Source organism: Vulcanisaeta sp. (assembly GCF_049966235.1).
GTDB classification, from domain to species: Archaea; Thermoproteota; Thermoprotei; order Thermoproteales; family Thermocladiaceae; genus Vulcanisaeta; species Vulcanisaeta moutnovskia.
This window is the reverse complement of record NZ_JBMFVA010000021.1, coordinates 1-24,876: the sequence shown is the minus strand read 5'-3', so window position 1 is coordinate 24,876 and position 24,876 is coordinate 1. Positions and strand designations below refer to the sequence as shown.

Annotated in this window: 30 protein-coding genes, 2 tRNA genes and 1 rRNA gene; 18 read left to right on the top strand and 15 right to left on the bottom strand. The window is 43.0% G+C overall.

What is annotated here, in order from left to right; translation table 11 throughout:
• Nucleotides 1-308, top strand: a 308-nt coding sequence (locus tag ACP5L5_RS10035; protein WP_428763488.1) for a zinc ribbon domain-containing protein, incomplete at its 5' end; no start/stop codon positions are given.
• Nucleotides 309-335: 27 nt separating this feature from the next.
• Here ACP5L5_RS10035 and ACP5L5_RS10030 read toward each other — a convergent pair.
• The 4 genes from ACP5L5_RS10030 to ACP5L5_RS10015 all read right to left on the bottom strand — a co-directional run bounded on the left by ACP5L5_RS10030 (nucleotide 336) and on the right by ACP5L5_RS10015 (nucleotide 4,766).
• Nucleotides 336-1,508, bottom strand: a complete 1,173-nt coding sequence (locus ACP5L5_RS10030; RefSeq protein ID WP_428763487.1) for an MFS transporter — start codon at nucleotides 1,506-1,508, stop codon at nucleotides 336-338.
• Nucleotides 1,505-2,173: a DUF3834 domain-containing protein gene (locus tag ACP5L5_RS10025; protein ID WP_428763485.1), complete on the bottom strand. Its 669-nt coding sequence runs from the start codon at nucleotides 2,171-2,173 to the stop codon at nucleotides 1,505-1,507. Before ACP5L5_RS10025 ends, ACP5L5_RS10030 begins: the two co-directional genes overlap by 4 nt.
• Nucleotides 2,174-2,268: 95 nt before the next feature.
• Nucleotides 2,269-3,957, bottom strand: a complete 1,689-nt coding sequence (locus tag ACP5L5_RS10020; protein WP_428763484.1) for an SLC13 family permease — start codon at nucleotides 3,955-3,957, stop codon at nucleotides 2,269-2,271.
• 47 nt (nucleotides 3,958-4,004) lie between these two features.
• Nucleotides 4,005-4,766: a glucose 1-dehydrogenase gene (locus tag ACP5L5_RS10015; protein WP_428763483.1), complete on the bottom strand. Its 762-nt coding sequence runs from the start codon at nucleotides 4,764-4,766 to the stop codon at nucleotides 4,005-4,007.
• A gap of 58 nt (nucleotides 4,767-4,824) precedes the next feature.
• Here ACP5L5_RS10015 and ACP5L5_RS10010 point away from each other — a divergent pair, with 58 nt between their 5' ends.
• From ACP5L5_RS10010 to ACP5L5_RS10000, 3 genes are read left to right on the top strand one after another with little or no spacing between them, the layout of a single operon-like run.
• Nucleotides 4,825-5,550, top strand: a complete 726-nt coding sequence (locus tag ACP5L5_RS10010) for a hypothetical protein (RefSeq protein ID WP_013604199.1) — start codon at nucleotides 4,825-4,827, stop codon at nucleotides 5,548-5,550.
• A gap of 57 nt (nucleotides 5,551-5,607) precedes the next feature.
• On the top strand, nucleotides 5,608-6,012 hold the full coding sequence (locus ACP5L5_RS10005; protein ID WP_428763481.1) for a hypothetical protein: 405 nt from the start codon (nucleotides 5,608-5,610) through the stop codon (nucleotides 6,010-6,012).
• A gap of 37 nt (nucleotides 6,013-6,049) precedes the next feature.
• Entirely contained in the window at nucleotides 6,050-7,408 is a 1,359-nt protein-coding gene (locus tag ACP5L5_RS10000) for an aspartate aminotransferase family protein (protein WP_428763480.1), read from the top strand.
• 90 nt (nucleotides 7,409-7,498) lie between these two features.
• Here ACP5L5_RS10000 and ACP5L5_RS09995 read toward each other — a convergent pair whose 3' ends face one another.
• Entirely contained in the window at nucleotides 7,499-8,065 is a 567-nt protein-coding gene (locus ACP5L5_RS09995) for a cysteine hydrolase (RefSeq protein ID WP_428763478.1), read from the bottom strand.
• A gap of 120 nt (nucleotides 8,066-8,185) precedes the next feature.
• Between ACP5L5_RS09995 and ACP5L5_RS09990 the strand changes: the two genes are divergently transcribed.
• Both ACP5L5_RS09990 and kae1 read left to right on the top strand, forming a co-directional pair.
• The gene (locus ACP5L5_RS09990; protein WP_428763476.1) at nucleotides 8,186-8,533 is read left to right on the top strand and encodes a hypothetical protein; all 348 of its coding nucleotides are present in this window, start codon (nucleotides 8,186-8,188) and stop codon (nucleotides 8,531-8,533) included.
• Nucleotides 8,533-9,531 (top strand): KEOPS complex N(6)-L-threonylcarbamoyladenine synthase Kae1, encoded by a 999-nt coding sequence (gene kae1, locus ACP5L5_RS09985; protein WP_428763474.1) that lies wholly within the window; start codon nucleotides 8,533-8,535, stop codon nucleotides 9,529-9,531. Before ACP5L5_RS09990 ends, kae1 begins: the two co-directional genes overlap by 1 nt.
• A 10-nt stretch (nucleotides 9,532-9,541) precedes the next feature.
• Here kae1 and ACP5L5_RS09980 read toward each other — a convergent pair whose 3' ends face one another.
• Complete coding sequence (locus ACP5L5_RS09980; RefSeq protein WP_428763472.1) at nucleotides 9,542-10,018, bottom strand: coiled-coil domain-containing protein; 477 nt, start codon at nucleotides 10,016-10,018, stop codon at nucleotides 9,542-9,544.
• Nucleotides 10,019-10,073: 55 nt separating this feature from the next.
• On the opposite strand from ACP5L5_RS09980, the gene ACP5L5_RS09975 reads away from it, so the two are divergent.
• On the top strand, nucleotides 10,074-10,538 hold the full coding sequence (locus ACP5L5_RS09975) for a PaREP1 family protein (protein ID WP_428763470.1): 465 nt from the start codon (nucleotides 10,074-10,076) through the stop codon (nucleotides 10,536-10,538).
• 106 nt (nucleotides 10,539-10,644) lie between these two features.
• On the opposite strand, the gene ACP5L5_RS09970 is transcribed toward ACP5L5_RS09975, so the two are convergent.
• On the bottom strand, nucleotides 10,645-11,169 hold the full coding sequence (locus tag ACP5L5_RS09970) for an archaellin/type IV pilin N-terminal domain-containing protein (RefSeq protein WP_428763468.1): 525 nt from the start codon (nucleotides 11,167-11,169) through the stop codon (nucleotides 10,645-10,647).
• A 208-nt stretch (nucleotides 11,170-11,377) separates the two neighbouring features.
• Nucleotides 11,378-11,746 (bottom strand): hypothetical protein, encoded by a 369-nt coding sequence (locus ACP5L5_RS09965; RefSeq protein WP_428763467.1) that lies wholly within the window; start codon nucleotides 11,744-11,746, stop codon nucleotides 11,378-11,380.
• Between the two features lie 183 nt (nucleotides 11,747-11,929).
• Here ACP5L5_RS09965 and ACP5L5_RS09960 point away from each other — a divergent pair, with 183 nt between their 5' ends.
• From ACP5L5_RS09960 to ACP5L5_RS09940, 5 genes are all read left to right on the top strand, one after another.
• On the top strand, nucleotides 11,930-12,958 hold the full coding sequence (locus tag ACP5L5_RS09960) for a zinc-binding dehydrogenase (protein ID WP_428763466.1): 1,029 nt from the start codon (nucleotides 11,930-11,932) through the stop codon (nucleotides 12,956-12,958).
• The gene (locus ACP5L5_RS09955; protein ID WP_428763465.1) at nucleotides 12,945-13,565 is read left to right on the top strand and encodes a CPBP family glutamic-type intramembrane protease; all 621 of its coding nucleotides are present in this window, start codon (nucleotides 12,945-12,947) and stop codon (nucleotides 13,563-13,565) included. The genes ACP5L5_RS09960 and ACP5L5_RS09955 overlap by 14 nt, the downstream gene beginning before the upstream one ends.
• A gap of 120 nt (nucleotides 13,566-13,685) precedes the next feature.
• Nucleotides 13,686-14,522 (top strand): prenyltransferase, encoded by an 837-nt coding sequence (locus tag ACP5L5_RS09950; RefSeq protein ID WP_428763464.1) that lies wholly within the window; start codon nucleotides 13,686-13,688, stop codon nucleotides 14,520-14,522.
• Nucleotides 14,523-14,576: 54 nt separating this feature from the next.
• Nucleotides 14,577-15,707 carry a family 1 encapsulin nanocompartment shell protein gene (locus ACP5L5_RS09945; protein WP_428763462.1) on the top strand — a complete coding sequence of 377 codons (1,131 nt, stop codon included), beginning with the start codon at nucleotides 14,577-14,579 and terminating at the stop codon, nucleotides 15,705-15,707.
• A gap of 189 nt (nucleotides 15,708-15,896) precedes the next feature.
• Nucleotides 15,897-15,973: transfer RNA gene (locus ACP5L5_RS09940), tRNA-Arg, on the top strand.
• A 44-nt stretch (nucleotides 15,974-16,017) separates the two neighbouring features.
• Here the strand turns inward: ACP5L5_RS09940 and ACP5L5_RS09935 are convergent.
• Both ACP5L5_RS09935 and ACP5L5_RS09930 read right to left on the bottom strand, forming a co-directional pair.
• Nucleotides 16,018-16,467, bottom strand: a complete 450-nt coding sequence (locus ACP5L5_RS09935) for a DUF1641 domain-containing protein (protein WP_428763461.1) — start codon at nucleotides 16,465-16,467, stop codon at nucleotides 16,018-16,020.
• On the bottom strand, nucleotides 16,464-17,645 hold the full coding sequence (locus tag ACP5L5_RS09930) for an NAD(P)/FAD-dependent oxidoreductase (protein ID WP_428763459.1): 1,182 nt from the start codon (nucleotides 17,643-17,645) through the stop codon (nucleotides 16,464-16,466). The genes ACP5L5_RS09935 and ACP5L5_RS09930 overlap by 4 nt, the downstream gene beginning before the upstream one ends.
• Before the next feature lie 229 nt (nucleotides 17,646-17,874).
• Between ACP5L5_RS09930 and rrf the strand changes: the two genes are divergently transcribed.
• Together rrf and ACP5L5_RS09920 are read left to right on the top strand one after the other, a co-directional pair.
• A 5S ribosomal RNA gene (gene rrf / locus ACP5L5_RS09925) occupies nucleotides 17,875-17,995 on the top strand.
• 116 nt (nucleotides 17,996-18,111) lie between these two features.
• Nucleotides 18,112-18,687 (top strand): tetratricopeptide repeat protein, encoded by a 576-nt coding sequence (locus ACP5L5_RS09920; protein ID WP_013604218.1) that lies wholly within the window; start codon nucleotides 18,112-18,114, stop codon nucleotides 18,685-18,687.
• A 32-nt stretch (nucleotides 18,688-18,719) separates the two neighbouring features.
• Here ACP5L5_RS09920 and ACP5L5_RS09915 read toward each other — a convergent pair whose 3' ends face one another.
• A complete protein-coding gene (locus ACP5L5_RS09915) occupies nucleotides 18,720-19,166 on the bottom strand; it encodes a hypothetical protein (RefSeq protein WP_428763458.1) in 447 nt (148 codons plus the stop codon).
• Between the two features lie 221 nt (nucleotides 19,167-19,387).
• On the opposite strand from ACP5L5_RS09915, the gene ACP5L5_RS09910 reads away from it, so the two are divergent.
• Nucleotides 19,388-19,465, top strand: a tRNA-His gene (locus ACP5L5_RS09910).
• Between the two features lie 118 nt (nucleotides 19,466-19,583).
• On the opposite strand, the gene rnhA is transcribed toward ACP5L5_RS09910, so the two are convergent.
• On the bottom strand, nucleotides 19,584-20,156 hold the full coding sequence (gene rnhA, locus ACP5L5_RS09905; RefSeq protein WP_428763456.1) for a ribonuclease HI: 573 nt from the start codon (nucleotides 20,154-20,156) through the stop codon (nucleotides 19,584-19,586).
• Between the two features lie 111 nt (nucleotides 20,157-20,267).
• Entirely contained in the window at nucleotides 20,268-21,134 is an 867-nt protein-coding gene (locus tag ACP5L5_RS09900) for a hypothetical protein (RefSeq protein ID WP_428763455.1), read from the bottom strand.
• A gap of 400 nt (nucleotides 21,135-21,534) precedes the next feature.
• Here ACP5L5_RS09900 and ACP5L5_RS09895 point away from each other — a divergent pair, with 400 nt between their 5' ends.
• The gene (locus ACP5L5_RS09895) at nucleotides 21,535-22,638 is read left to right on the top strand and encodes a CaiB/BaiF CoA transferase family protein (RefSeq protein ID WP_428763454.1); all 1,104 of its coding nucleotides are present in this window, start codon (nucleotides 21,535-21,537) and stop codon (nucleotides 22,636-22,638) included.
• Here the strand turns inward: ACP5L5_RS09895 and ACP5L5_RS09890 are convergent.
• Nucleotides 22,635-23,039, bottom strand: coding sequence for an acyl-CoA thioesterase (locus ACP5L5_RS09890; protein ID WP_013604223.1), 405 nt, complete (start codon nucleotides 23,037-23,039; stop codon nucleotides 22,635-22,637). The two genes, ACP5L5_RS09895 and ACP5L5_RS09890, sit on opposite strands and share 4 nt — an antisense overlap.
• 54 nt (nucleotides 23,040-23,093) lie before the next feature.
• Between ACP5L5_RS09890 and ACP5L5_RS09885 the strand changes: the two genes are divergently transcribed.
• Both ACP5L5_RS09885 and ACP5L5_RS09880 read left to right on the top strand, forming a co-directional pair.
• Entirely contained in the window at nucleotides 23,094-23,675 is a 582-nt protein-coding gene (locus tag ACP5L5_RS09885) for a hypothetical protein (protein WP_428763453.1), read from the top strand.
• Between the two features lie 68 nt (nucleotides 23,676-23,743).
• Nucleotides 23,744-24,340 carry an amino acid-binding protein gene (locus tag ACP5L5_RS09880; RefSeq protein ID WP_428763451.1) on the top strand — a complete coding sequence of 199 codons (597 nt, stop codon included), beginning with the start codon at nucleotides 23,744-23,746 and terminating at the stop codon, nucleotides 24,338-24,340.
• A 6-nt stretch (nucleotides 24,341-24,346) separates the two neighbouring features.
• On the opposite strand, the gene ACP5L5_RS09875 is transcribed toward ACP5L5_RS09880, so the two are convergent.
• Nucleotides 24,347-24,876, bottom strand: a 530-nt coding sequence (locus tag ACP5L5_RS09875) for an AMP-binding enzyme (RefSeq protein ID WP_428763449.1), incomplete at its 5' end; no start/stop codon positions are given.

The following is a 24,876-nucleotide window of genomic DNA, read 5'->3' as shown; positions in this document are numbered from 1 at the left end:
GCATCATACAATGGCAAGTGAGTAAGTACGGTAAGGAGTTTAGACTAGTCACACCAGCCTATACTTCCAAAACATGTTCTAGGTGTGGTTATGTTAAGGAAGACTTAACGCTGAACGATAGGGTGTTCAAATGCCCCAGATGCGGTTGGACTGCGGATAGGGACTACAATGCCGCACTGAACTTGCTTAAACACGCGGGGTGGGAGCCACCCTCAGTGCCTGTGGAGCTTCGCCCTCTACCCCTGGATATACTCCAGGGGCAAGGCGAGGCAATGAAGCAGGAAGCCCCGCCCTTAAGGACGGGGTAGCTCACATCAAAATGCTGTGATGAAGTATTAATCGTGGGGTTTATCCACGGATTTTACGTACCTCCGTAGAAATATTAACGCAATTATTACTGGCGGTATTAGTACAATAAATGTGTTTCTGATTCCTATTAAATCCGCTATGTAGCCTGTTATTGTCGGCGTTATTATACCTATGAGCATCATGAATGAGAAGAATAGACTATTGGCGGCATTCCTGTGCTGTGGTTTGAAGGCTCTTGATATAGACACCACGGAAAGCGGGTAGGTGGTACCGTGTGGTATACCCAGTATTAGTAACGCCACAGCGTAGATTAATGGATTATTCGTGAGCGCTATAATTAATACGCCAATTGCAGTCATTGTCACGGCACTAGCCATGTAAGGCCACAACCTCTCCGCAGGCCTAATAGATAGGTATAACCTACCCAAGAAGGAGGTCACGAAGAATAACGAGAAGAGAATTTCAACCGTTGAGTAGCTAACGTTGAAGGACTCCCTGGCATATATTCCACCGAATGCCATTAGGAATGAAAAGACCACGTTATAGGTGGCTATGTTCAAGACAGCGGTTATAAAACCTGGATTCGAAAGGACACTAGACGTACCTATTGCTGCGTCACTTCCTACGTTCTCCTCAGGAAACCTAATAAACGGCGCAATGACTAAAGCGAGAATTGGAAAAACAGTGAAGAATAGGAAGGATTCCCTAAGTCCATAGTACTTAAGTATTAATGATTCGATGGCAGGGCCCAGGATTAGGCTTATGCTTAGTGACAACGTATAGATATTAAGTAGTCTCTCCCTAGCTCTCCTATCAGGTAATAAACTTGCTGAGGTAATGACATTGGGCATTAGGAAGCCTAGGGCAAAGCCCGCGATGGCTGATAATACCCATATGGTGATTGGTGATGATATCCAGAATAATGGAAATACCACCGTGTATACTGCTGATGATGCTATGAAGGCAATCCTCCTGTTACACGCCCTTAGTTTTGAATTTATTAGGCCGCTGCTCAAGAAGGTCATTAATGAGGTTAATGCTGATAAAATCCCAATCAATGTATTGCTGAAGTAGAAGTTGTACCTAGCCAATAATGGTATTGTTGTCATGAGCATATTGTTCGATGCCCTAATGGCTATGGTCAACGGTACTATTATGGAAATGGCCTGTATTAAACCGAGGTATTGGTCTCTCATCATTCCCTGACACCGTACTTCTTAACAATCTCTACAAACTCTCTATAATCACCTGGGTTATAAATTCCATACTCCACCCTAGTTAGTATATTTTTAATGAATTCCCTTGGCAACTTTATTGGTAATTTATTAGCTATGTAATCAACGGAACTACCTAAGTCCTTCTTTGCCAATTCAATCCCGGCTTTATAAACATCGATAAAGTACTGAGGATCACCATTAATCTGAGCACCACATGCACCTGGCGCATTAACTAAATCCTCAAGGAATTCACCATCATGTTCGAGAATCCCCAGATTCAGCACCGCGCTTTGTGCATTACCAGTATTGAGCATGTTAAGTACTGATGACCAATCATCGGCATAAATAAGCTCAGCCCTTAAACCACCCCTATCCAATAACGCCCTAGTGAGAACATCAGCAGCACTGCCGCGTCTCCAAACGGCGATTCTAGGCCCCCTTAGCTCAGGGTATACAAACATTAGTTTCTTAATCGTCACTATATCAATCCTTAAACCACTCCTTATCAGTGATGTTAATGAGTCCGTAATCGCATATGCATTATGCTCCTCACCGCCCTTGCCAAAGGCTAGGTCCAGGTCTTTATGCTCTCTTGTTGCCAGTATTAATGGGTATGAGACTGGGCCTGGTGCGGTTATGATTTTCATACTTATCGATATCGAAATAGATATTTAGTTTATAAAACTTATTCGCAGTCTCGTAAATCATAGCCTTAATAAATCATTGCCGGTTACGCTTTGTATTAAGTCGTGTATATGAATAGGAGAGTGACCACTAGTATTAGGATCAGTAGTATTGTCCCCATTGCAAGGTAATCCCTTAGTGTATAATTCCCTGGATTATAAACAAGGAGGTTTGCAGGATGACTAAATGGCGTTAGGAACGTGGTTGTTGATGCCATGGCCACCACGGTCACTGCCAATAATGGATTCGGGTAAGTGAGAGCTATTGGGGTCATTATTGTTGCGGCACTCACGTTATTTACGAAATTAGCTATTAACGCGGTTATTAGGAATAGTATGATTAAGGACCTGGGAAATACACCAGCTATTACCATTGATAACCCAGTACTACTCATCGCGTAGCCTAGGGTTAGGAATGATGCTATGAATATTAGGACTGACCAATCAACGTATTGGTAAATCCTCCTATAATTAACTACACCACTAAGCATAAGCACAATAACACCAGTGAGGAAGGCCAGGGCAATGTTCACGCCAAATAATGAGGTGATCGTGGCTCCAACTAGGACTGCAACGGATAAGGTGCCCTTCCTAACGTCAAAGAGCTTGGCGCCCCTCGACCTAAGTGGCACAAGTCCATAGTCACTCATGAATTTGGCAATACTTTCTTCATCACCCATGAGGAGTAATGCATCACCGGATTTGAGGATTACATGGGATATCCTACCGTATATCCTCCTACTCCCCGCAGAAATACCAACTATTTTAACTCCATACTTATTCAGAACGTCTAGGTCCGATATCGTGTAGTTAATGAGGGATGATGAACTCGTTATTAAAGCCTCAACAATATCCTTACCCTCAATCTGGGTCGACTGAGGCGCAAGTGTCAATCCCTTTACTGATGATATTATTGGTAACTTATCCACGGGTACTTCCATTATTAATGTAGCGCCACCATGTATTTTACCCGACCTAGATAACCTCCTTGGTAGTATGGACCTTATCCTAATTCCATACTCCTTCTCAACCTCACGCTTGGCCTTACCAACCCATTCACAGTCATCATTCACCTGTGCCTCGACGACGTACTCACCGATCTTCAAATCATCAACGGTAGTAACTATGCTCTCCCTATTCGGCAATAATAGGTAAATTAGTAGTAGTGCTGGTATACTCACGAGGATTATTATTAACCCTATATCTAGGAACTGAAATATTGACAAATACCTACCGAATCTCTCATACCAAAGCTGATCAATTATTAAGTTCGTACTAGTACCGAATATTGTGTATCTACCACCAACAATGGCCGCATAAGAAAGCGGTAATAAGTACTTAGATAACCTCTTATTATGGTTCCTTGATACTGCGTACATGAATGGTATGAATATGGAGACCAGGGCTACATCGCTCATGAATCCTGATAATAATGAGGTTATTAGCATTACAATCAGTAGGAGCAAGTATTCATTCCTAAACACCCTATCCAACTCCTCAGCTAATCTATCAAGGAAACCCGACTCTTCAAGGGCCTTACTAATCACCATAACGCTACCGAGTACGATAACCGTGGTAGAGCCAATAAATGCCAAGGCCTTTTCTGGGCTAATTACATTACCAATGATCAGCATTATCATTATAAGGAGGCCAATAACGTCATACCTAATGATGCGGATTAATAATAGTATTATTGCTAGGATAAGTACCGCTAATACATAATACTCTGCGAATGAAAGACTTATCATTATTTTTTAATGGTAGGCTAGGTGAGGGATTATTTAAGTAATTCGCACTAAATTCCATGGGTTAGGTAATCAATCCTACCACCATCAGCAACTATGGTTTGCCCTGTGATGTACCTAGCCCTATCGCTGGCTAGGAAGAGCACGACATTGGCTATGTCCTCAGGCACACCGGTAATGCTTAACATGGTCCTTGATCTGACCAGGGACTTCGCCTTCTCAATCTCCTCGGGGCTCCTGTTCGCCGTGGTCATATCGGTCTCAATCCAACCAGGTGCAACGGCATTAACCCTAATGCCGTATTTACCGAGTTCAAACGCCATGCGCTTCGTGAGTATTATGACCGCTGCCTTAGTTATTGCGTAATACGTAGTGCCCTCAAAGGCCGTGCCTATACCCGCATTTGAGGCTATGTTCACTATGACGCCCTTCATCCTCTTTAACTGCGGCAGGAACTCAAGTGTCGTGTAGATAATGCCCTTAACGTTAATCCCCATCATCCTGTCAAATAACCCCTCATTATAAGACTCAAGGGACATTAAGTACATAACACCTGCATTATTAACTATGACATTGACATCACCAAATTTATCCTCAACGATCTCGGCAGCCCTCCTGACCTCATCCCTATTCGCCACATCACACTTAATGGTCAATATCCCCCTTTTCTCGAGCTCCCTGGCCTTATCATCGCTCCTCGTGTACGTCACAGCAACACTAGCACCCTCCCTCAGGAATGCCTCCGCAATCGCCCTACCAATGCCTCGAGTACCACCTGTAACGAGAATCACCTTATTACTGTACTCGCCCATACGAACTTGAAAATGACCAAGTACTTATAAGAATTAATCTAAACATATAATAATTAAAATGGAGTTCCTCGTACCATTAAGCTCAGTGAGTGTTGGAGGTAGGACATTAAACAACGTTAAGTTATCCATTAGTGATAAGTATGTTTTCATAATCGGTATTGGGCCCGACGGTAGTTATGAGGAGAGGCTCCTAGAGACTAATGGTGATGATGTTCGAAAAATAATTAATGAGAACATTGATTACTTCAGGAAACTTCTTGATAAGTTGGATGGACTTGTTATAGGTATTGGGCGTGAGGTTAATGTTGATATTGCCATGAAAAATATTGAGCTTAAAGATCCTATTCAATACTTAATTAATAGGCTTAGTAATCATGACGAGTATCTTAAGCTTGTTGGTGATGGTTGGAGGAGGGTATTGGATTCCACGAGACTTGGTAGGGTTAGCGAGGGCCTCGCTGGTGGTGATAGGATTTACGTTACGCATATCGGTAATAATATAACACTTAATTTAGTTGCTGAGCCTATTGAGGGTGGTTTTATTGAGGTTATTACGTACACGGAGGGTAAGGTCACGGGTATAGTTAGGGTTAGGGTTGGTGAGGACGTTGTTGTTAAGACCGACATTAGGTCACCATCATCATTAATAATACTATCCCAGGCCAGGGATATTAATAAATTAAGTGATAAATTAACAGGTACATTACTTAGGGTTAAGGATCACGTTACTAATACCGTGAATGAATTGCTAATGATCATGAGGACCTACGGCGTGATACAATGATTTAACAAGCTCTAAGTACTGGTAATGCTTAAAGCCCTACCCTATGCATGTGTAGTCGTGACGAGTGGGCAGACGGAGATCCTAGGCCTTAGGAGGAGTGGTGAGATTAAGGGTAAGTATGTGGATCTCGTTGTTTACGTATCTAAGGGCGGCAATAGGGCGTTTCTTAGTGGTGTCATTAAATGCCCATTCACTGGTAGGGAGTTTAAGCTATACGTTACATCACACACTGACCAGGTCAGGCTTGGCTTTATACAGCACCTTAGTGGTTTTAATGAGCATGTAATTAGGACTAAGGAGTATGGTCAGTGGCTCATTGTTAGGGTTGAGCCGTACTCAAGGAACTCATTCCATAGGAGGAGGTACTTCGTGTGCGCAAAATGTGGTTATAAATCAGTAAGGTTCATTGATGCATTGCTCCATCTAATTAAGTTGCATGGTTTCCTAACAAGGCTCCCATAACAATACTTAATAACTAGGCCATTAACGTATTGGGTTAATGAGTGATGTTGTTGGCAAGGTTCAGGAGTTGATTGATAAATACACAAAGATTTACATGGAGAGGACGAGTAAGTCCAGGGAATTATTCGAGAGGGCTAGGAAGGTGTTACCAGGAGGAACCACGTATCAAATAAGGCACTTCTCCCCATACCCAGTTTACATAACGAGGGCTGGTGGTGCTAGGGTTTGGGACGTAGATGGTAATGAGTACGTTGATTACTGGATGGGTCATGGAACCCACATACTCGGTCACTCACCAGACTTCGTAGTTAAGGCTGTTAATGATGCAGCTTATGAGGGGACGCACTTGGGTTATCCGAATACTCTTGAGGTTGAGTACGCCGAATTACTAACGAAGGTTGTACCTAATGTTGATATGGTTAGGTTCTCAAATAGTGGTACTGAGGCTAATATGTACGCCGTTAGGCTTGCCAGGGCATACACTGGGCATAGGTATGTGGTTAAGATGGAGGGTGGTTGGCACGGTGGATATGACGGCTTGCACGTCGGCATTAATCCACCATTTGAGGGTCCCGAGAGCCTTGGCCTACCTGCGGAGCACATTAAGTACACGCTTGTTGTTCCATTCAATGATCTTAACGCTCTGGAGAGGGTTCTGAAGGATTTTGATGTGGCTGCGGTGATTATGGAGCCTGTACTTGGTTCAGGCGGTTGTATAGAGCCACAGCCCGGTTACCTAAAGGGTGTTAGGGAGTTGGTGGATAGGTATGGAGCTTTGCTGATATTTGATGAGGTTATTACGGGATTTAGGCTAGCCCTTGGTGGTGGTCAGGAATTATTCAATGCTAAGGCCGATATAGTGACGCTTGGTAAGATAGTCGGTGGTGGGTACCCAGGCGCCGGTGCCATTGCCTCTAGGTCGGAGATAATGGAGTTGCTCGACCAGGTAAAGAGGCCGAGTGCTAGGTCGAGGAGCTTCCACGGTGGTACATTCACTGGGAATAGGGTAACGCTTACGGCAGGTTATACACTCATTAACTACTTAAGTCAACATAGGTCATTATACGAGGGGTTCAACAATCTATGGAATTGGGCTAGGGAGGGGCTTAACAGGGCCTGTGAGGATTATGGTAGACTTTGTTGGGTAACTGGTGTGGGTAGTATGTTGGGTATTCACTTCACTAGGGATAGACCAGTAAATGCTAGGGTGGCATATACGGATAGAATTAATGAAGATCTTTATCACTTAACGCACCTGTACATGAGGACGAGGGGCATACTATACATGACCGAGCACATGCCACACCTACTACCATCAATGATACACACAAGGGAACATGCAAATACATTGGTGGAGGAGTTCAAGGGTTTATTGAGTGAGATTGTTCATAAGTAATCTTGGTATATAACTTAGTCATGTCATTGTTACGTTTAAATAAAAATGAATAAGTCATGATTAGGTGTTTAAATTATTAAGGGAATAACGTCATGACCAGTACTTAGCCAGTTCATTTGCCGTTATTACTGGGAAGAACCTCCTCATGTTCATCAACGATCTCTCATGAGCCTCCCTATCATGTGATGATACGGCGTCGGATATTATAACCGGTATGAAGCCCAGGGCATATGCATGCCTTGCACTGGTCTCAACACCAATATCCGTGGAAATACCCGTGAATACAACGGTATACCTCCCCGAATTCCTAAGCAGTAATTCTACGTTTGTCCCAACAAAGAGTGACCAGGTATTCTTATTAATGACTACGTCATTGGGCTGAGGCTGAACTATCAACTCCATCTCCTCAGGCTTGAAGCCACCCCTCCACTGCATAATCCTAGTGGTTATTGGTTCAAAGCCACTTGGGTATGGTGTAATCCTCGTAAATATTACTGGCACATTAACCCTCCTGGCGGCACTGATTGCCGTATCCAAGGCCCTTTGAAATTCATCCTTATTGAATATGCCGTTGAATAATGCCCTATGCACGTCCCAAGCCACAAGAATTGAATTACTTGGTTTTAGTATTTCCCTAAGCACGTCAGGGCTAACCATACACTACGCATAACCATGCTTCGTATTTAAGCATTGCTATCTAGGCATCATGCGTAGTAAGTTTAATTACCCAAGTGCGGCTTTGTAATTACTAAGCAAATGAGTTTGATTGAGTGCATAGTGGTTAGTGCATTGAGGAGGCTTGGCAGGGTAAGCCTAGATAGATTAGCGAAGGTAATCTTCCTAGTCGATAAGTTGGGTGGTTTCGATACATTTAATTGGGATAGGATAGACCTGGTGATAACGAGCCCTGAGTTCATAAGCGTAATTGAGCAATTAACGAAGACCGGTGTTGTTAAGACAATAGGCGACTTCATAATACCCTTAAATAATGATTATGACCCAGGATGCGGATGGCTTGAGAACACTGTACAATCAATTATTGACTATGTAATTAAGAAGTATGGGGGATTAAGTGATGGTGAGTTGGACGACATTGTTGAATCAATAATGGAAGGTGTCTACTAATGACGCTGGTACTAGGCATTGAATCCACAGCACACACCTTTGGAGTCGGCATAGCCAGTGAGGATGGAATACTAATAAACATTAACGACACATACACACCACCACAGGGCGTAGGCATACACCCAAGAGCCGCCGCTGATCACCACGTAATGGTCGGCCCCAAACTACTCAAAGAAGCATTGAGAAGACTTAACATAAGCATTAGGGATGTTGATGCCATAGCCTTCTCCATGGGCCCAGGACTTGGCCCAGCCCTAAGGGTCGGTGCCACCCTAGCCAGGGCAATAGCCATTAAGTTCAGTAAGCCATTGGTACCCGTGCATCACGGCGTCGCGCATGTCGAGGTAGCCAGGTGGTCTGCTAAATTCAGGGACCCACTCGTACTCCTCGTGTCAGGCGGCCACACAATGGTTATTGCTCACTCAGGTAGGTCTTATGGTGTGTTTGGTGAGACTATAGACATGGCCGTTGGTAACGCCCTTGATTACTTTGCAAGAAGCGTTGGGCTTCCAAACCCAGGCGTGCCGCACTTAGAGGAATGCGCTGAGAAGGGTAGTAGGTACGTACCCCTACCCTACACGGTCAAGGGGCAGGACGTATCCTTCTCAGGACTAATCGAAGAAGCCCTAAGACTCATTAAGAAGGGCATTGCGCTACCCGACGTATGCCTGAGCCTTGTCGAGACGGCCTACTCAATGCTAGGTGAAGTAGTCGAGAGAGGACTAGCACTAACCGGAAAGAAGGAACTACTCCTGGCAGGCGGCGTAGCTAGGAGCAGGAGGCTCAGGGAGATCATGGACTGGATAGCCAAGGAATTCAACGCAAAACTCAGCATAGTACCACCAGAGTACGCGGGAGATAACGGAGGAATGATAGCACTAACAGGACTACTAGCCTACAGAAGCGGCATAACCATAGACCCAACAGAAGCCGTAACAAGACAAAGATGGAGACTTGACGAGATCGAGACACCTTGGTTCGGCAAAGAGCCCTGGTGAGATGATTGACTTATTGAGTAGCGTGGGCTGGTTGGTAGCGCGTGTAGAGTTCCATGAGCTTAGCCATGACCCTAGACGTCAACTCATACGTGGACGCAATATTTGAGTTGAGGGACTGAAGCAGGTTGGAGACGTAATCAAGCCTGCCAACAACGTCCTTGCGCAAATCATCAATCCTACCGCCTAGGGAATAAACCTTACCACTCAACATATCGATCTTCCCGCTCAACTCATCAATCTTATTGTTCAGCACGTCAACTTTACCACTTAGTGCCCTAACCTCATCCCTAAGGGCCTTCATGTCCTCCCTTAACGCCTTCATATCCTCTCTTAATGCCTTGATATCGCTGGCCATTGCGTAGAGGAGTACGAGCATTGTATCCTCCCTGGAAACCTCCCTCCTACTTATTAAACTCGGCAGCTGAGCCATCAAGTAGTCCAAACCCTTACTAATGAGTATGTTAATTAAATCCCCAACTCCACGCAATATAGACACCACGACGCATTAATAACATTTTTATACACTTAACTGCAAAGTGAAAATGACCACAATAGAAATACCTAAGAAGCCCATTGACGAGGCAAGGAGAAGAGGCATAGACATAGAGGCATTAATCATTGACGCACTAATAAACCAGCTAAAGCTAGGCCCAGCGGATGAGGGCGAGACAAGGGTGGAGATGGCAATCAATTACCTAAGTGAGACAAAGCAATACATAGAGAGGGATGACGCCGTTCAGGCCAGCGAGAAGCTCTATAAGGCTGCCGAGGAGGCGATAAAGGCTATGGCGATAGCGCTTAGGATACCTGAGGCGAATGAGGCGATGACCAAGGGTGGATGGACACTGAGACTACTTGATAGCGCGGCAAATAAGCTTGCGAGTATTGTCAATGCCAGGGTATACGATGATTGGGACCACACATACTTCCTAAATGTCGAGGGATTCCACGAGGCTAGGCTTGATACGGAGGAGGTACTGAGGAGACTACCATACATAGAGGAATAAACATTGCAAGAAACATACTAAGTAAGGGTAAAGAATAAATCATGATTAAGAAAACAGGAATAAAAATAAAGGTATTTTTAACGGTATTTTTAAGGCATTAAGGCGATTATGAGCTTGCTGTTACTGTGAATGGGTATGTCTGGCCGCTTACGGTTGTTATGTATCCGCTGTATTGTATGCCGACCTGTGCAGCTTGATAGCCACTACATTCTGGCTTTAACGACGTTTGTGAAGCACCATTTAGATATACTGCTGATACGCCAGTGAAGTTGCCTTTAGCTATATTTAATATTATATTTATTTGAGCTCCCTGTGTACCAGCTGGTATTTGCAATGGTTGTGAGAAGACACATGATAGGCTTCCGAGTGTGAAACCGTTAATGCCTATGCCACTGCTCGATGGATTACTGACTAATAAAACTAAATTAGCAGTACCACTACCACTAGCAGCAGCACTAGAAACATTATTTAAGCCAACAGCCTGTACTTGGAGTGTTGCTGTTTTGCTTGCTGAGCCTGCTAGGCCGAAGACCCACACAGCCACTGCCACGGCTAGTGCTATTGCCACGGCTATGAGTATTATTGTTGCCACTACGTTGGAGATACCCTTTCTATTCATTTTGGTTGTCATACGGCATAGCCTTCTTTCAACTACTTAATAAATACTCACTGACATGGGGTTTAATACTTTCTATCCCTAAAAAACTCTTTCTACAAACGTAGAAACGTAGAGGACACGCATAACTAAGGCAATAAATTCACATACTTGCCTCTTCTTTGTGTTTATTAATGCATTGTTTAGTTTCAATCCTTACTTTCTCACTAATTCAGTTTCTTAACTAATATTTAAGGGTATTAAGTAATGAATGGTTCATTGCGAGGATTGTGTTGTTAATGCTGTAGAAACCCACTGATGCTGCTATGTTGCCGGTCACAGCAATGAACTTCATAACTATAAACACGGCCATGAACCACCTAAGCATTGGGAATTTAAGCATGATTAGGTATATGCTGGTCACCACGATTTCATAGGTAATGAACGCCAATGCAGCTGCCAGGTAATTGCCCAGGTGCATTGCAGTTGCGTAGTAATTAATCTCTTGAAGACTGAGTAATGAGAAGGCGATGTAGCTCGTTGCCAAGTCGAGCGCATTAGCCAGTGTAGCTATGAGTAATAGCTCTACCTGCCTATTGTCTTTCATCACCATATTCTCTTTCTACGCGCAAAATATAAAAGACTTGTTGAGAAGTTATGAGTAATTACGTTGTCAATTCTTTGTAGAATTGTTGAGAAGAAATAAAAATTATGGAATAGAAAAGAAACATAGTTAGACCATTTGGGAGAGCACCCAATACTTAAATCCCTGGCTAGATCACGGGCTTACCTAGGTATGAGAGTTGTTGGCTTCGAGAAGCATGGAGAACCCAGTGTACTTAAGGTCATGGAACTCCCGGACCCCAGGCCAGGGCCTGGAGAAGTCGTTATTAAGGTTTTGGCCACTTCATTAAATAGGATTGACATTATAATGCGTAGGGGATACCCAGGTATTCCAGTTAAGTTACCGCATGTGCCTGGCGCCGACATTGTTGGTTACATAGAGTCCGCTGGACCAAATACGGATCTCGGTGAGTTCAGGGTTGGGGACTTGGTCCTCGTTAGTAACGTGTGGGGTTGTGGTTCATGCAGGTTCTGCAGGGCTGGCCTTGAGGATCACTGTCCGTCATGGACCATGCCTGGATTCCATGTTTGGGGTGGTTATGGTGAATTGGTTAGGGTTCCCGTCAGAGCCCTGGTCGGAGCGCCCAGGGAAATGAGTATCAATAAGTTAGCCGTACTACCACTGGCCTATAGCGTCTCCTGGAAGGCGCTGAGAGTTGCCAATGTTGGCTTGGGCGATTGGGTACTGATACTGGGCGGCTCGGGTGGTATTGGTACGGCATTAACAATACTGACCAAGGCATTGGGCGCTAGGGTCATTGCAGTGACCTCAAGGCCCGACATACTAAAATCGTTGGGTGCTGACGTGGTTGTTAGTTATGATAGGGAGGAATTAATGAAGGTCATCAGTGAAAGGACTGAGTATGGTGTTGACGCTGCCATAGATGCAATCGGTGATACCCTACCCATGGCCCTTGATGTGGTTAGGCCAGGTGGTACGGTAATTACGTTTGGTGTTCTTGGTAAGTCATCCACTGTGCAGGTTGACATTAGGAGGTTTTACCTGAGGCATATACGGTTGATGGGTATTCATAATGCGGCTAAGTCCTACCTTAGGGAGGTTATTGAGTTCATGGTTGGTAGGGGCTTGGGGCCATTCATAAGTAGGGTGACTAATATTAAGGAGGCTCCGATTCTTCATGAGCTGATGGAGAGTAGGGGTGTGGTTGGTAAGGTGGTGATGCTTCATGAGTGGGACTAGGATTAAGTCAATAGTATACGTAGTGCTACCCCTGATTCTGTGGCCTCTGTCCTTTGACGTATTCAGTAGGTACTTTGTCTATGGTATGGCACTATCAACACTACTGTTGGGTTCACTATCGCTTGTTTGGTTTAGGGATAGGCTTCGGTGGATTAGGATTAATTCGGTAATAGCCGTAGTACTTGGCCTTATTATGTCTGGGATACTTTACATTATTTTCATGGGCGGTTACGCAATACTTAGGTACATGGGTCTCGCCAACTACGTTATCCTCGTCTACGGCATGATTAGGAGTATGACTGATGCCTATGCCCTGGCCATGGCCCTGGTTATTATTGGGTTTATGGAGGAGGTTTATTGGAGGGGTGGTCTTCAGGAATTATCGAGGGGTTTAGGTGGTATTTTCCGTAATGAGCCCTGGCTAGCGTCAATGATTTACTACACGCTTATCCATATATCAACCTTGAATCCAGCACTTGTGGCTGGTGCATTTGTTATTGGGTTGATTGATGGTTTACTAGCGGATAAGGTGGGCCTAGTAACTTCAATAATAACTCACGTATTATGGCTGGAGTTAATGATGGTGTTTTTACCCCTGGTTCCATGACTAACCCTTGAGTTATTTTGACAGATATAGAGAAGCATCTATTTAAATTAATTAATATTAATTTAAATATCAATGAATAAATATGAATTTCTCGGATTGATTAGGGCATGGAGTCTATTAATGACGGTAGCCGTCTCACTAATCGGCATTGGCTATGCATATTACCTAGGGCTTTATTATGGACCTAAGATAATATACTCAGTATTAGCTGTAGTAGGGGCTTTAATGCTTCATGCAAGTGTCAATGTGCTTAATGACTACTACGACTTCATCCATGGCGTAGATACGATAAGCTCACCCACGGCAATCTATAGGCATCAACCGTTGGTGATGGGTACGGTGAAACCAATAATTGTAAAGACCCTGGGCTTCTCATTAATAATAGCTGGTGCGGCCATAGGTACTTTCCTAACAATAATGGAGAGCTACTGGATACTTCTACTTGGTCTTGTTGGTGTATTTTTGCTCTACGCCTACACGGGTCCACCATTCACACTTAAGTACAGGGGGCTTGGTGAGTTATCAGTTGCATTGACCTGGGGCCCATTACTAGTTGGTGGTTTCTTCGTAGCTGCATCCGGTGGTTTATTAATACCAAGGGTCTTCCTCGTATCATTACCGCCACTCTTCATAATGTTCGCGATAATATATGCCAACAATTATAGGGATAGGGAGTATGATAGGGCGTCTGGAATAAGAACGTTAGCCATACTAACGTCTAGGCATGGTTATGGGATCTACCTAGGCTCATTAGTAACGGCGTACATAATTAATGTAATGCTCGTGCTCATGGGAGTACTGCCATACACATCACTAATAACATTACCCACAGCTCTTCTAATACCGAGGTTAATAAGGGCGTTCAGAGGAAATGCCCCTGACATTGATGCAAGGACAGGGCTATTATACACAATATACTGCCTAATGTATGGAATTAGTCTCATGATACCATGGTAACGCAATAAGGATTAGGTAGGTATTACTTAAATAATTAAATGGGTTCTAAGAAACATGGTATTTTCCAAGAATCCGGTGGATATTGTTAGGGATAAGAAATTCTTGCAGGGCGAGATCGCTGACTCACTTAGGCTCGCAATAATGGCTGAGCTTGATGCCATAAACCTATACCTACAATTAGCCAGGTTGATCGATGATGAGAAGGTAAGGAAGGTCTTCGAGGATATCGCTAAGGAAGAGAAGACTCACTTCAGTGAATTTCTCACACTGCTTAAGTCATATGATCCAGAGCAGGTTGAGCAATTGAAGGCAGGTTCAACCGAGGTTAGTGAATTAACGGGTATTAAGGTGCCAGTAAATGATCCTAATAATGAACAAAAGGGAATGGGTACTGCCAACAATCCTAGTGATCCTCCACTTGACGTAGTTTCATCATCAAATTTAAGCCCTGAGGAGCTTAGGTACTTGCAGGACAAGGTTAGGGAGGTTGCTACCAATGTGAGGAGGTTCAGGAAGTATTTAGCTACGTATGAGGCAGGGCCTGGGCTTGATGCCGTACCACTTGATGAAGTGGTTATTGGACCTTCAATAATGGCAACTAGATCCGTGGTATCACTTAAGGAATTGAGCCTGAAATTCTCAATATCACAGAGACAAGTTGAGTATGCCAGGGCTAGGGGTGAGAGGGTTTATTCAGCGACTGCTGACCAAGCTGCTATTAGGCTTGGTTATGAGGAGGATTTAGCAATACTTAGTGATATTCTGGGTAACCCCAAGATTAAGACCATGAACATCACGTCATGGGATACACCCAGTTCTGCAGTTACTGAGGTTTCAAGTGCAGTCAATGCGTTGTATAGTAATTACATACCTGAACCATACGTATTATTCGTGAGCCCTGGCAGGTATACAAAGCTTTTAACTGTTGTTGAGAAGACAGGTATCATGGAACTAACGAGGATTAAGTCACTGGTTAAGGATGTGGTCATTATTCCCCAGTTAAAGGATGATACAGCACTTTTGTTATCAACTCATCAATCAATCATCGACGTGGCCATAGGCACAGATACGGCATTGGTATACCTAGGCCCCGAAAATGGGACTCACGGCTTTACCCTATGGGAGACACTGGCAGTAAGGGTTAAGGACCCCAGAGGTGTAATTGCCCTGAGACAAGGCACTTAGGAATGAAACTCACGCAGACCGGTAAAAATAACATGGCATTACTTCACTCGTTACGCATCCATTTATGGCTAGACCTAAATAAACGAAAGCATCCATCTAACGCTAATAATTATCGAGAAATTAGTACTCATTGTTGAATAGATAGCATGAAAAATACTTTATAAATAAATGAATAAAGTAATTGCAATAGGGCCCGTAGCTCAGCCCGGTAGAGCGGCGGCCTCCGGAGCCGTAGGACCCGGGTTCAAATCCCGGCGGGCCCGCCAATTCATTATTAGTCCTGTGTCTCTGATAGTAATTTGATGGTATTTTACCTTGAGTGGTCCTTAAGGTATTCCTTAGATCTTGCGCCTATAGCCTTTATCAATGTGAGTAGTATATACGCGCCCCGCAGTACGTCGGGGTCCCTGAGCATGCCTATGACCTTCGCTAGGCTCACGTCATTATCTTCCAATTCCATTAATGCCCTGTCAATCTTTGGATCATTGATTGAATCCGCAATTACCTTAATAATTGGGTTACCCGCAATATTATTCATAATTTCGAGTAGGTCGCGTATCATTACTACCATGTTATCAAACATGTCATCAGTAATTACACTACTCACGTTCTTCAGGGTGAGGGCTAGATCCACGAGCGTGTCCAAAGCACCTGACTCATGTAGTATGATTAATTGGTCCATTAGGTCCATTATCGCCTTATCCTTATCAGCATCCTTTATTCTCTCCTCAAGGACTCTACTTGGGATCTTTATGCTCATAGTCCTCCCCTCACCACCGCAGGTAGTGTCATGTAAAAGGCCCTCAAGAACCACCACCCAAACCTTGTTGTGATGAACGGCATCTCATTAACAGTGTAGTTCCACCAGGGCAGCCATGCCCTGCCCCTGCCCTCATGTGTATACAGGTCTGTGAGCATTGGGCATATATCCTCACCCCTATAGATCTTCCTTGGTCCAGTCCCAAGTATGTCGGAGACCAGGTTTTCGGCAATAACATCCGCCTGGTAATGAGCTACCGACGCTGCCTTGGTCACGGGTAATGCAGTTGCATCACCAATTATGTAAACCTCCTCATACAATTCCTTGCCCTTTCGGTACCTTAATGTGTTTTTATCACCTGGTAGAAAACCGAGTGGATCACCAAGCCCTGAATCCCTGAATACCTTGGCACCCCTGTGGGGTGGTATTGTTATTAGTAAGTCATATTTTATCTTCTCACCACTATCGCTAATGACAACCTTCTCCTCAGTATTTACCTCAGAAACCATGAACCTAAATATATACTCAATATTTCTTTGTTCGCACATTATCTTACCAAGCCTATTAACCTCGGGTTGAGCATGCAGGTAATCTATTGGATAAAGGAGCTTTATATTGACATTACCCCTAACATTCCTATCCTTAAGGTATGAATCAAGCAATAACCCGAACTTTAGGGGGACTATTGGGCATTTTATGGGTAAATCCACGAATAACTCCACAATAGTACCCCTACTAAACCTTGAAAGTATTTCCCTTAATTCCAGGGCGCCATCTAACGTGAAGAACGTGTGATAATCCTTCATTAATCCAGGTACCTCCTGTGGCGCAAACTCAGCCCCCGTGGCAATAACGAGGTAATCATAGTTATACTTACTCCCGTCAGCAAATCCCAATTCCCTATTCCTAAGGTCAATACTTACTAACTCACCCTTAGGACCGTGGTAAAACTTAATACGGGGATCAAGCAACTCGCTCTTCCTCCATCTAGCATGCTCCTCACTTAATGAGTTAAATACTATGAGTGGGTACATTGCCTGGACAAGGAAATCATTATCCTTATCAAAGACCCTAATCTCCACATCACCCCTAGCCAACTCCCACCTCAGTCTCCTTGCAAGTTTATTGGCAACCTCAGCGCCAGCGAAGCTCGCACCAACAATGGCAATCCTCTTCATTAATCAATGGCTCAAGAACCCTTAATTAATACATTATTTTACATACCACGTGTAACCGACACCACAGAAATTAATACGCTCCCAAACCACGTGTTAAGGGATGAAAATAAGAACATACACGCAACCCCCATCCCAAAAAACAAAATACCACCCTGCATTTTTGAACCAGGGGATTAAGAAGAAGAGCTTAAAAACCCAGGAGATAACCATCATATTGGCCAAACCGAGGTCACCCGGCCATAGGCAGGGTGGCACCACCCGGACTCATCAGAACCCGGAAGTGAAACGCCCTGCCGCGCACGGGAGTACTGCGGTCCGTAAGGCCGCGGGAAACCGGCGTGCTGGGACCTCGGGGCTAATGATAATTTTCCTAATTAACCATGAGTTTTAAGGAATGCGCCAAAATTTCACTGTGGTAATAGAAATAATACTTAATAACAAGACATGGGTCTTTATCTGTGTGAGTATGGAGTATTGTAGGGCTCTTTATGAGGCTTCTGAGGCGGCAATATGCTTGATGGAGTACTCCTACGGTACGGTACTCTATAGGGAGTATTTATTGAATTGTCCAGAGATTCCCGGTGCATGGCATGGCTTAGCCATATGCCTTGAGGCTATAGGGAATAAGGAGGGTTCCTTAAATGCATACGAAAGAGCACTACAACTTTACCTTGAGCATGATGATCCACAGAACTTACTTTGGGGTGGTTGGTGCGCATTTAAGTTAGGTAAGTATGAGTTGGCTTATGAATTATTCATGAAATCCCTGGATAAGGATCCTAACTATGCATACACGTGGCTTAGTCTTGGCATTGCTGCATTTAAGATCGGTAAGCGTTCTGAGGGTGAGAGGGCAATAGGCAGATATAGGGTATTGATTAGGGAGAGACCTTATGAGAAAAGGGAATGCGAGGGAATTAGGATGCTGATAAATGCCCACAACTCATTAAGGAGATTAATTAGTGAGGATAGTAGCATTATTAAGTTAATTAATGAGTTAATGACAAAGTCTATAATGAAATATGGAGAATTATGTAAATAATTAATGCCTTAATTTTTAAATAATTCCTTGAATTAATTCCATTGATCAGGAGTCTTTACGTTGTTATTTATCACTAATCGAGGTAACACTGCGAATTCAATAATCATTATAAGCAATGGCATTATGGATATTAATCTCAGAACCAAATTGAATAACGGGTACTCAGCAGGTATTGAGAGAATCAGGTAAACCGCGTAATTAATTACATAGGGCATAAGCAATGATCTCTCTATATTAGTAATACCGAGTACATGAACCCCCGTCAATGCCCTATGCACTTTAGCATAAATTAATGCCCAAGGACCACGTCTAGTAATTAAGGTATAAGTAAGCACAAGCCATGCAGTGGTACTCATACCAATAGCAATTAGGGAGTTGCTAAATAGTAATATTAATTGAAAGACCAATGAGTAGATCGCCGTCATTACTATAAATACTAGGTTCGCAAATGCCACATATTCCTGAATACCCTCGTTCATACTGCAAACGATGATCAAGGCTAGGTATTTAAACCATTCTACAAAAGCAAAACGAGAAAACAGCATCAGAATAGTCATAAAATTGACGAGGTGCATCATTAAGTGGTTGATCGGTATAAAGGAAAATAGAACAAGAATAACAAAGGCAATAATGAAATTAAATGCCCAAACGAGGACATTAAGAACAAAAACTTAAAAGCATGAGCAGCAGGAACATAAGTGCCGGGGTGGTGCAGTCTGGAAAGCATGCGGGCCTGTGGAGCCCGTGAACCCGGGTTCAAATCCCGGCCCCGGCCCCAGTTTGCATTCAATTGTTCCTAGTCTATAACCGATACTGATTACGATCACTACGGTGGTCAATTACATAAGCCTTATATGCATGGTTGGGTTAGTTTCTTTGTGGTTTCTTTCTTTTCTTCATCTTTTTCGTTTGTTGAGTAGTTTTCTTATGAGTCTTGATGCTTCCATTTTGCTCATGTATTTGTAGGGTTCAATGCCGAGTTCCTTAAGGAGCTTTAGTTGTTTCTCGGTGGCGAGGTATGGCTTGAATTTATTAATTAATTCTGGATGTTCATCAAGGTATTCAATATAGGCTCTCTTACTTAGTTCATCAGCCTTGGAGTTAAGTTCCCTGGGAATCCACTCGAGTCTTACCCTAAAGTGACTAAGTAGTTCATGAGCTCTCTCAAACAGGGGTTTTAGGTGTTCGGTACGCACATTGTATATTCCAGTCAATTGCTTAATTACGAGTTGTGAGTCACCACGCACAACAATGCTTGATTCACCATAATCATGCAACAACCACTCAAGGGCCTTTATGAGTCCCGTATACTCAGCAACGTTATTGGTACAATTGGGTGCTGGTTCACAAGCAATACCGTATCCCTCACTAATCGTATCATTATCATTATACACCGCAAAGCCGTAGGTTCCAACACCGCCTGGGTTCTTGGGTTCACAAGCACCATCGAAGTAGACTAATAAGTGCACCTCATTAACTCAAGTCATCCCTAATAAACCTATGCTGTCATACCTTTATTGCTTGCTAGGAATCCTTTACGTTCTTAATCATTGGTTTCTCTCCATCAGTCTTTGTATCATTTAGGTGCTCGTAGTGTATGGTATGTATAGATTCATCACCTTGCTCATCAATGCGTATTTATCAGAACCTGATTCATATACGTAATAGATATTCCTACTGTCTATGCCGACGTGGATCAGTAACCCATAACCACCAAGTAGTATTGATATTACTCCACCATCACTACCGCTCATAATTACCAGAGAGAAACTTGGTAATGCTTCTCCGCTCTTCATCACTGCATTTAATGTTGTGAGTGTTGCTAATTCATGCGTCATTTCCTCGGGCATCACCATCATTAATTCTTCATTTATTGTCTTAGTTATATCATTGATGATATCTCTTACAGGGTCATCAAACGGCACTATAGCTATTAATGTCTTGCTTGATTTAGTCACGTAATTGAGAAGTTCCATAATATTATCCTCATTCATGGCATTCACTGGGTATTCATGATCTTCGGGCATTGTGGTTATGAATGCGCCAAAGGATCTACTAATCAATGCTCTTCTTATTCCTGGAACCTTCACGTAATGATACATGTTTTCACCATCGAGTGCTATGGTTATTTCAGAATCCTTCTCAAGTCTAAAGCTTATTATTGAGCCATCATTAGCCGCTGCCATGAAGTAGGTCAGGTTAGTACTCTTATGCTTGCTTGTTAGTATATCATGTAGTGCACCAAGCGTGTTTAGGTATTCTGCCATGGTTGCTTCATTAACCCTCTTAAGCCTAGTACCTTCATGCCTAGCGTGACTTGTGATGAATGAACGAACCTTTCCACGAATTTTAAAAATCGTGAATGCACCACCATAATTAGAGGTATTGTTAACCAGTTTAATTATTTCATTGGGGTTATCACTGATTATGTAGGGAGCTGTAGCCAACACGCATCCCTAATAACTCATTACTCAATGGATTATTTAAGGGGTTTACGTTTGCTCTTCATGGGTCAAGTATTACTTAATGAATTATTGATTAATTGCAATATTGACCTGGGATCTTTGTAATTGATATTAATCATTCGTTCTTTTAATCAGTTATTTCGCGATTGCGCCTACTTTAGTGCAATTTGCTTCGTAATCGAAAATGTGTTCTATTTCTAATTTAAGAATACGTTAAGTGAAGATAAGCTAGGTAGAATAATAGCCATCTATGGCGATTTATGGAATAAGGTGCAATAGCAGTAAGAAAGTAAGGAATAAAGTAAGGAGTGTATGTATCGTTACTGGCAAATAGCCAAACTACTAAATCCTAAAAAGGAGTGGTGCAGTTTGGTTTCCTTGTATGGGTAGATTTCCACTTGAGGGCGTTAGGGTGATTGATTTAACGCATTCTGCAGCTGGCCCCTTTGCAACATCAATACTTGGTGATTTAGGCGCTGATGTTACTAAGGTTGAGTCCCCTGAGGGTGATATGACTAGGACATGGGGTCATGTAATCAGGGAGGGAGTCAGTACGTATTACCTGGCTATGAATAGGAATAAGCATGTGATTAGGCTTGACTTAAAGAATGAGAGTGATAGAAACAAACTTTATGAAATGATTAAGGGCGCTGATGTACTTATTGAGAATTATAGACCTGGTGTTGCTGAGAGACTTGGTGTTGATTATGACACGGTGAGCATACTTAATCCGAGGATTATTTACGTATCCATTAAGGGTTTCATGCCGGGTAGTGAGTATGAGGATTACCCGGCCTTCGACATTGTTATTCAGGGCATGAGTGGTTTAATGAGTGTTACTGGTTGTGAGGACGGGACCTTTGTTAAGGTTGGTGTTCCAATAACCGACATGGTGACGGGCTTCTTCTCGGTAATAGCAATACTATCGGCACTTAGGGTTAGGGATAGGGATGGTAAGGGTGTTAGGATTACCGTACCAATGCTAGACTCAGCCCTATACATAATGGGCATACACCTGCTTTACTATTTCCTTGTGGGTGATGTTCCAAGGCCATTGGGTACGAAGTACATGAGTGTTGTGGCTCCGTACCAGGGATTTAAGGCCAGGGATGGTAAGATGTTCATACTTGCGGTTGGTAATGATAGGATTTGGAGAAGGTTCTGTGAGGTTATTGGTAGGCCTGAGCTGACTGATGACCCCAGATTTAGGACAAATCCCGACAGGGTTAAGAACCAGGACGAGCTCGAGAAAGTACTACAGGAAGTGTTCCTAACGAGGGATAGGGATGACTGGGTAAGCCTATTCCTAAGTAATGGAATACCTGCTGGTCCTGTGTATGATATGGCTGATCTGGCTAGGGATAATTACGTGAATAAGTACGTACTGACTGAGGTAAATCATCCTGAGCTGGGCACACTAAGGCTTGTTAGGGGTCCCATTAGGTTCAATGGTGAATCCACTGATGTTAGGTTTATTGAGTACTAAGACACGCTAAGGGTTCTTTTCCAAGCATTAACGAGTTCCTCAGGGCATGAAACAGCCCTCAACTCACCACCTTCGTTACTAATGCAGGTAAATACTAGGTAGCCTTCAGCAGCGTTTTTACCCGTCGTCTCATTAATTATCCTAAACCTATACCTAATTGCCCTGGTTCTTGCTTCATCAAGCCATAACTCAACAATGGCAACATCACCTCTTTTTAATGGTGACGTATATGTTATGAAGAGTTCTCTACGTGGGGCAATTGCATGATAATGAAGGATACCATTCTCCCTATAGAAGTCCTCCTCTGCACGTTCAATGAGCCTTAGAAATGATGTGAAGTGAGCAATGCCAGCTGCGTCTGTGTCAGCCCAATAAACATAGTACTTAGCCCTAAATGGCATTTCTGTAATTAATTAAGTACCATATTTATTAAGTATTAACCCATGCATGCTAATGTGGATTGCATACCTGAGGACATAATTAACGAGGTAATTAATAGGTTTAGAAATGCCTACGCAATATATGTGTATGGTGGATCGCTTGACTGTAGTGGTGGTGACGTTGACATCGCAGTATTCATGGAAGAAATACCTAGGGAAGTTCCTAGGATTGGGGATAACGTGGATTTACAGGTCTTTAGGAAACCTCGTAATTCATTATTCTTCGTTTATATAATAAAGACGGGTCGATTAGTTTATGGTAATTCCCTGGATATTGATGTGGACTCCGCTATCAAGAATGAGCTGGAGATGATTGATGAGAGGGAGTTCCTATTTCTTAATAGTGATGATGAGACCATGGTGTGTAAGTCCCTTAAGGAATTATTGTTTCTCCTCGCTGCACTTAAGTGTGGTATTTACGGATCAAGTAATTGGTATAGAATGGTTAAGTGCCTAGGTGATTTAGGGATTAATGCACCCAGTGAATTCAAGCGCTGCCTTAATCCACCGAGTATTGACGTGCTTAGGCAGGTTGGTGAACCCATATTGAGAAGGGTTATTTGGGAGCTTAGGAGTATTAAACAAAGGTCATTATAATTCTCTAATTGCTTTATTCTGCGATTATGAATTAGTAATCTTTAAGTCCTCTAATTAATTTTATTACTATGGTTTGGTTATTACTGAGTATTTCAAGAGATAGACCTGGATTACTTAATGATGTTACGGGCTTAATTAAGGCCCGTAATCTAAACATTAAGAATATCGTGGGAAATAACTATGCAGTTCTTATTGAGATTGATGGAGAGGTTAGTGATGAGTTAATTAATGCCGTTAGTAATGTTAATGGGATTAATACGGTGAATGTAATAGGCTTATCATTCACAGTACTTGGCTTTGTTCAGGAGAATTTCATGAAGGCATTATTATTTTATGTCATGGAAAGGGAACCAGAATTACTTGAGCGCCTTGGTTATGAGTATGGCAAGGAACTAATTAGGTATGTACTTAACTCAATAAGGGATTTTCGGGATGCCCTCTACTTCTCCCTAAGGATCCTCACGGCGCTTGGTATCATTGTTTTAATAAATGTACGGTTTATGATGGGTACAACCACGATTTCAATAGCCAGAGCCTTTGATGAGGATGTTGGTATGCCAATGACCAAGGGAATAATTAGGGGATTATTTGAAGCGGTTAGTAATATTAAGCATAATGTAAGAATAAAGAGAGGAGATTCTCATTATGATATAATAATTACATGATTTGACCTACATTGTTGACGTAAATGCATCCTTAAACCTATCTCTAAGTATCTTCTTATCTATCTTGCCAGTGCTAGTCTTTGGTAATTCAGCCTCAATAACAATGACCTTATCCGGAATCCACCATTTTGGTATTTCGCCCTTTTCCACGAACTTCATTAGGTAGTTCTTGATATCGTCCTCCGTAACCCTCTGACCAGGCTTGGGCATAACAATAGCCACAGGTCTCTCACCCCACTTCTCATGTGGCGCGCCTATTACTGCAACCTCACCAACCGCTGGATGAGTACTGATTATACTCTCCAACCTAACACTTGATATCCACTCACCACCGCTCTTAATCACATCCTTAAGCCTATCAACTATTATTACATACCCATCAGGTAGCCAAACAGCCACATCACCCGTGTGGAACCAACCATCACGCCAGGCATTCCTAGTCTTCTCCGGATCATTTAAGTACTCCTTAATTATCCATGGAGCCCTAACCACTAATTCACCCATTGTCTTCCCATCCCTAGGCACATCCCTACCCT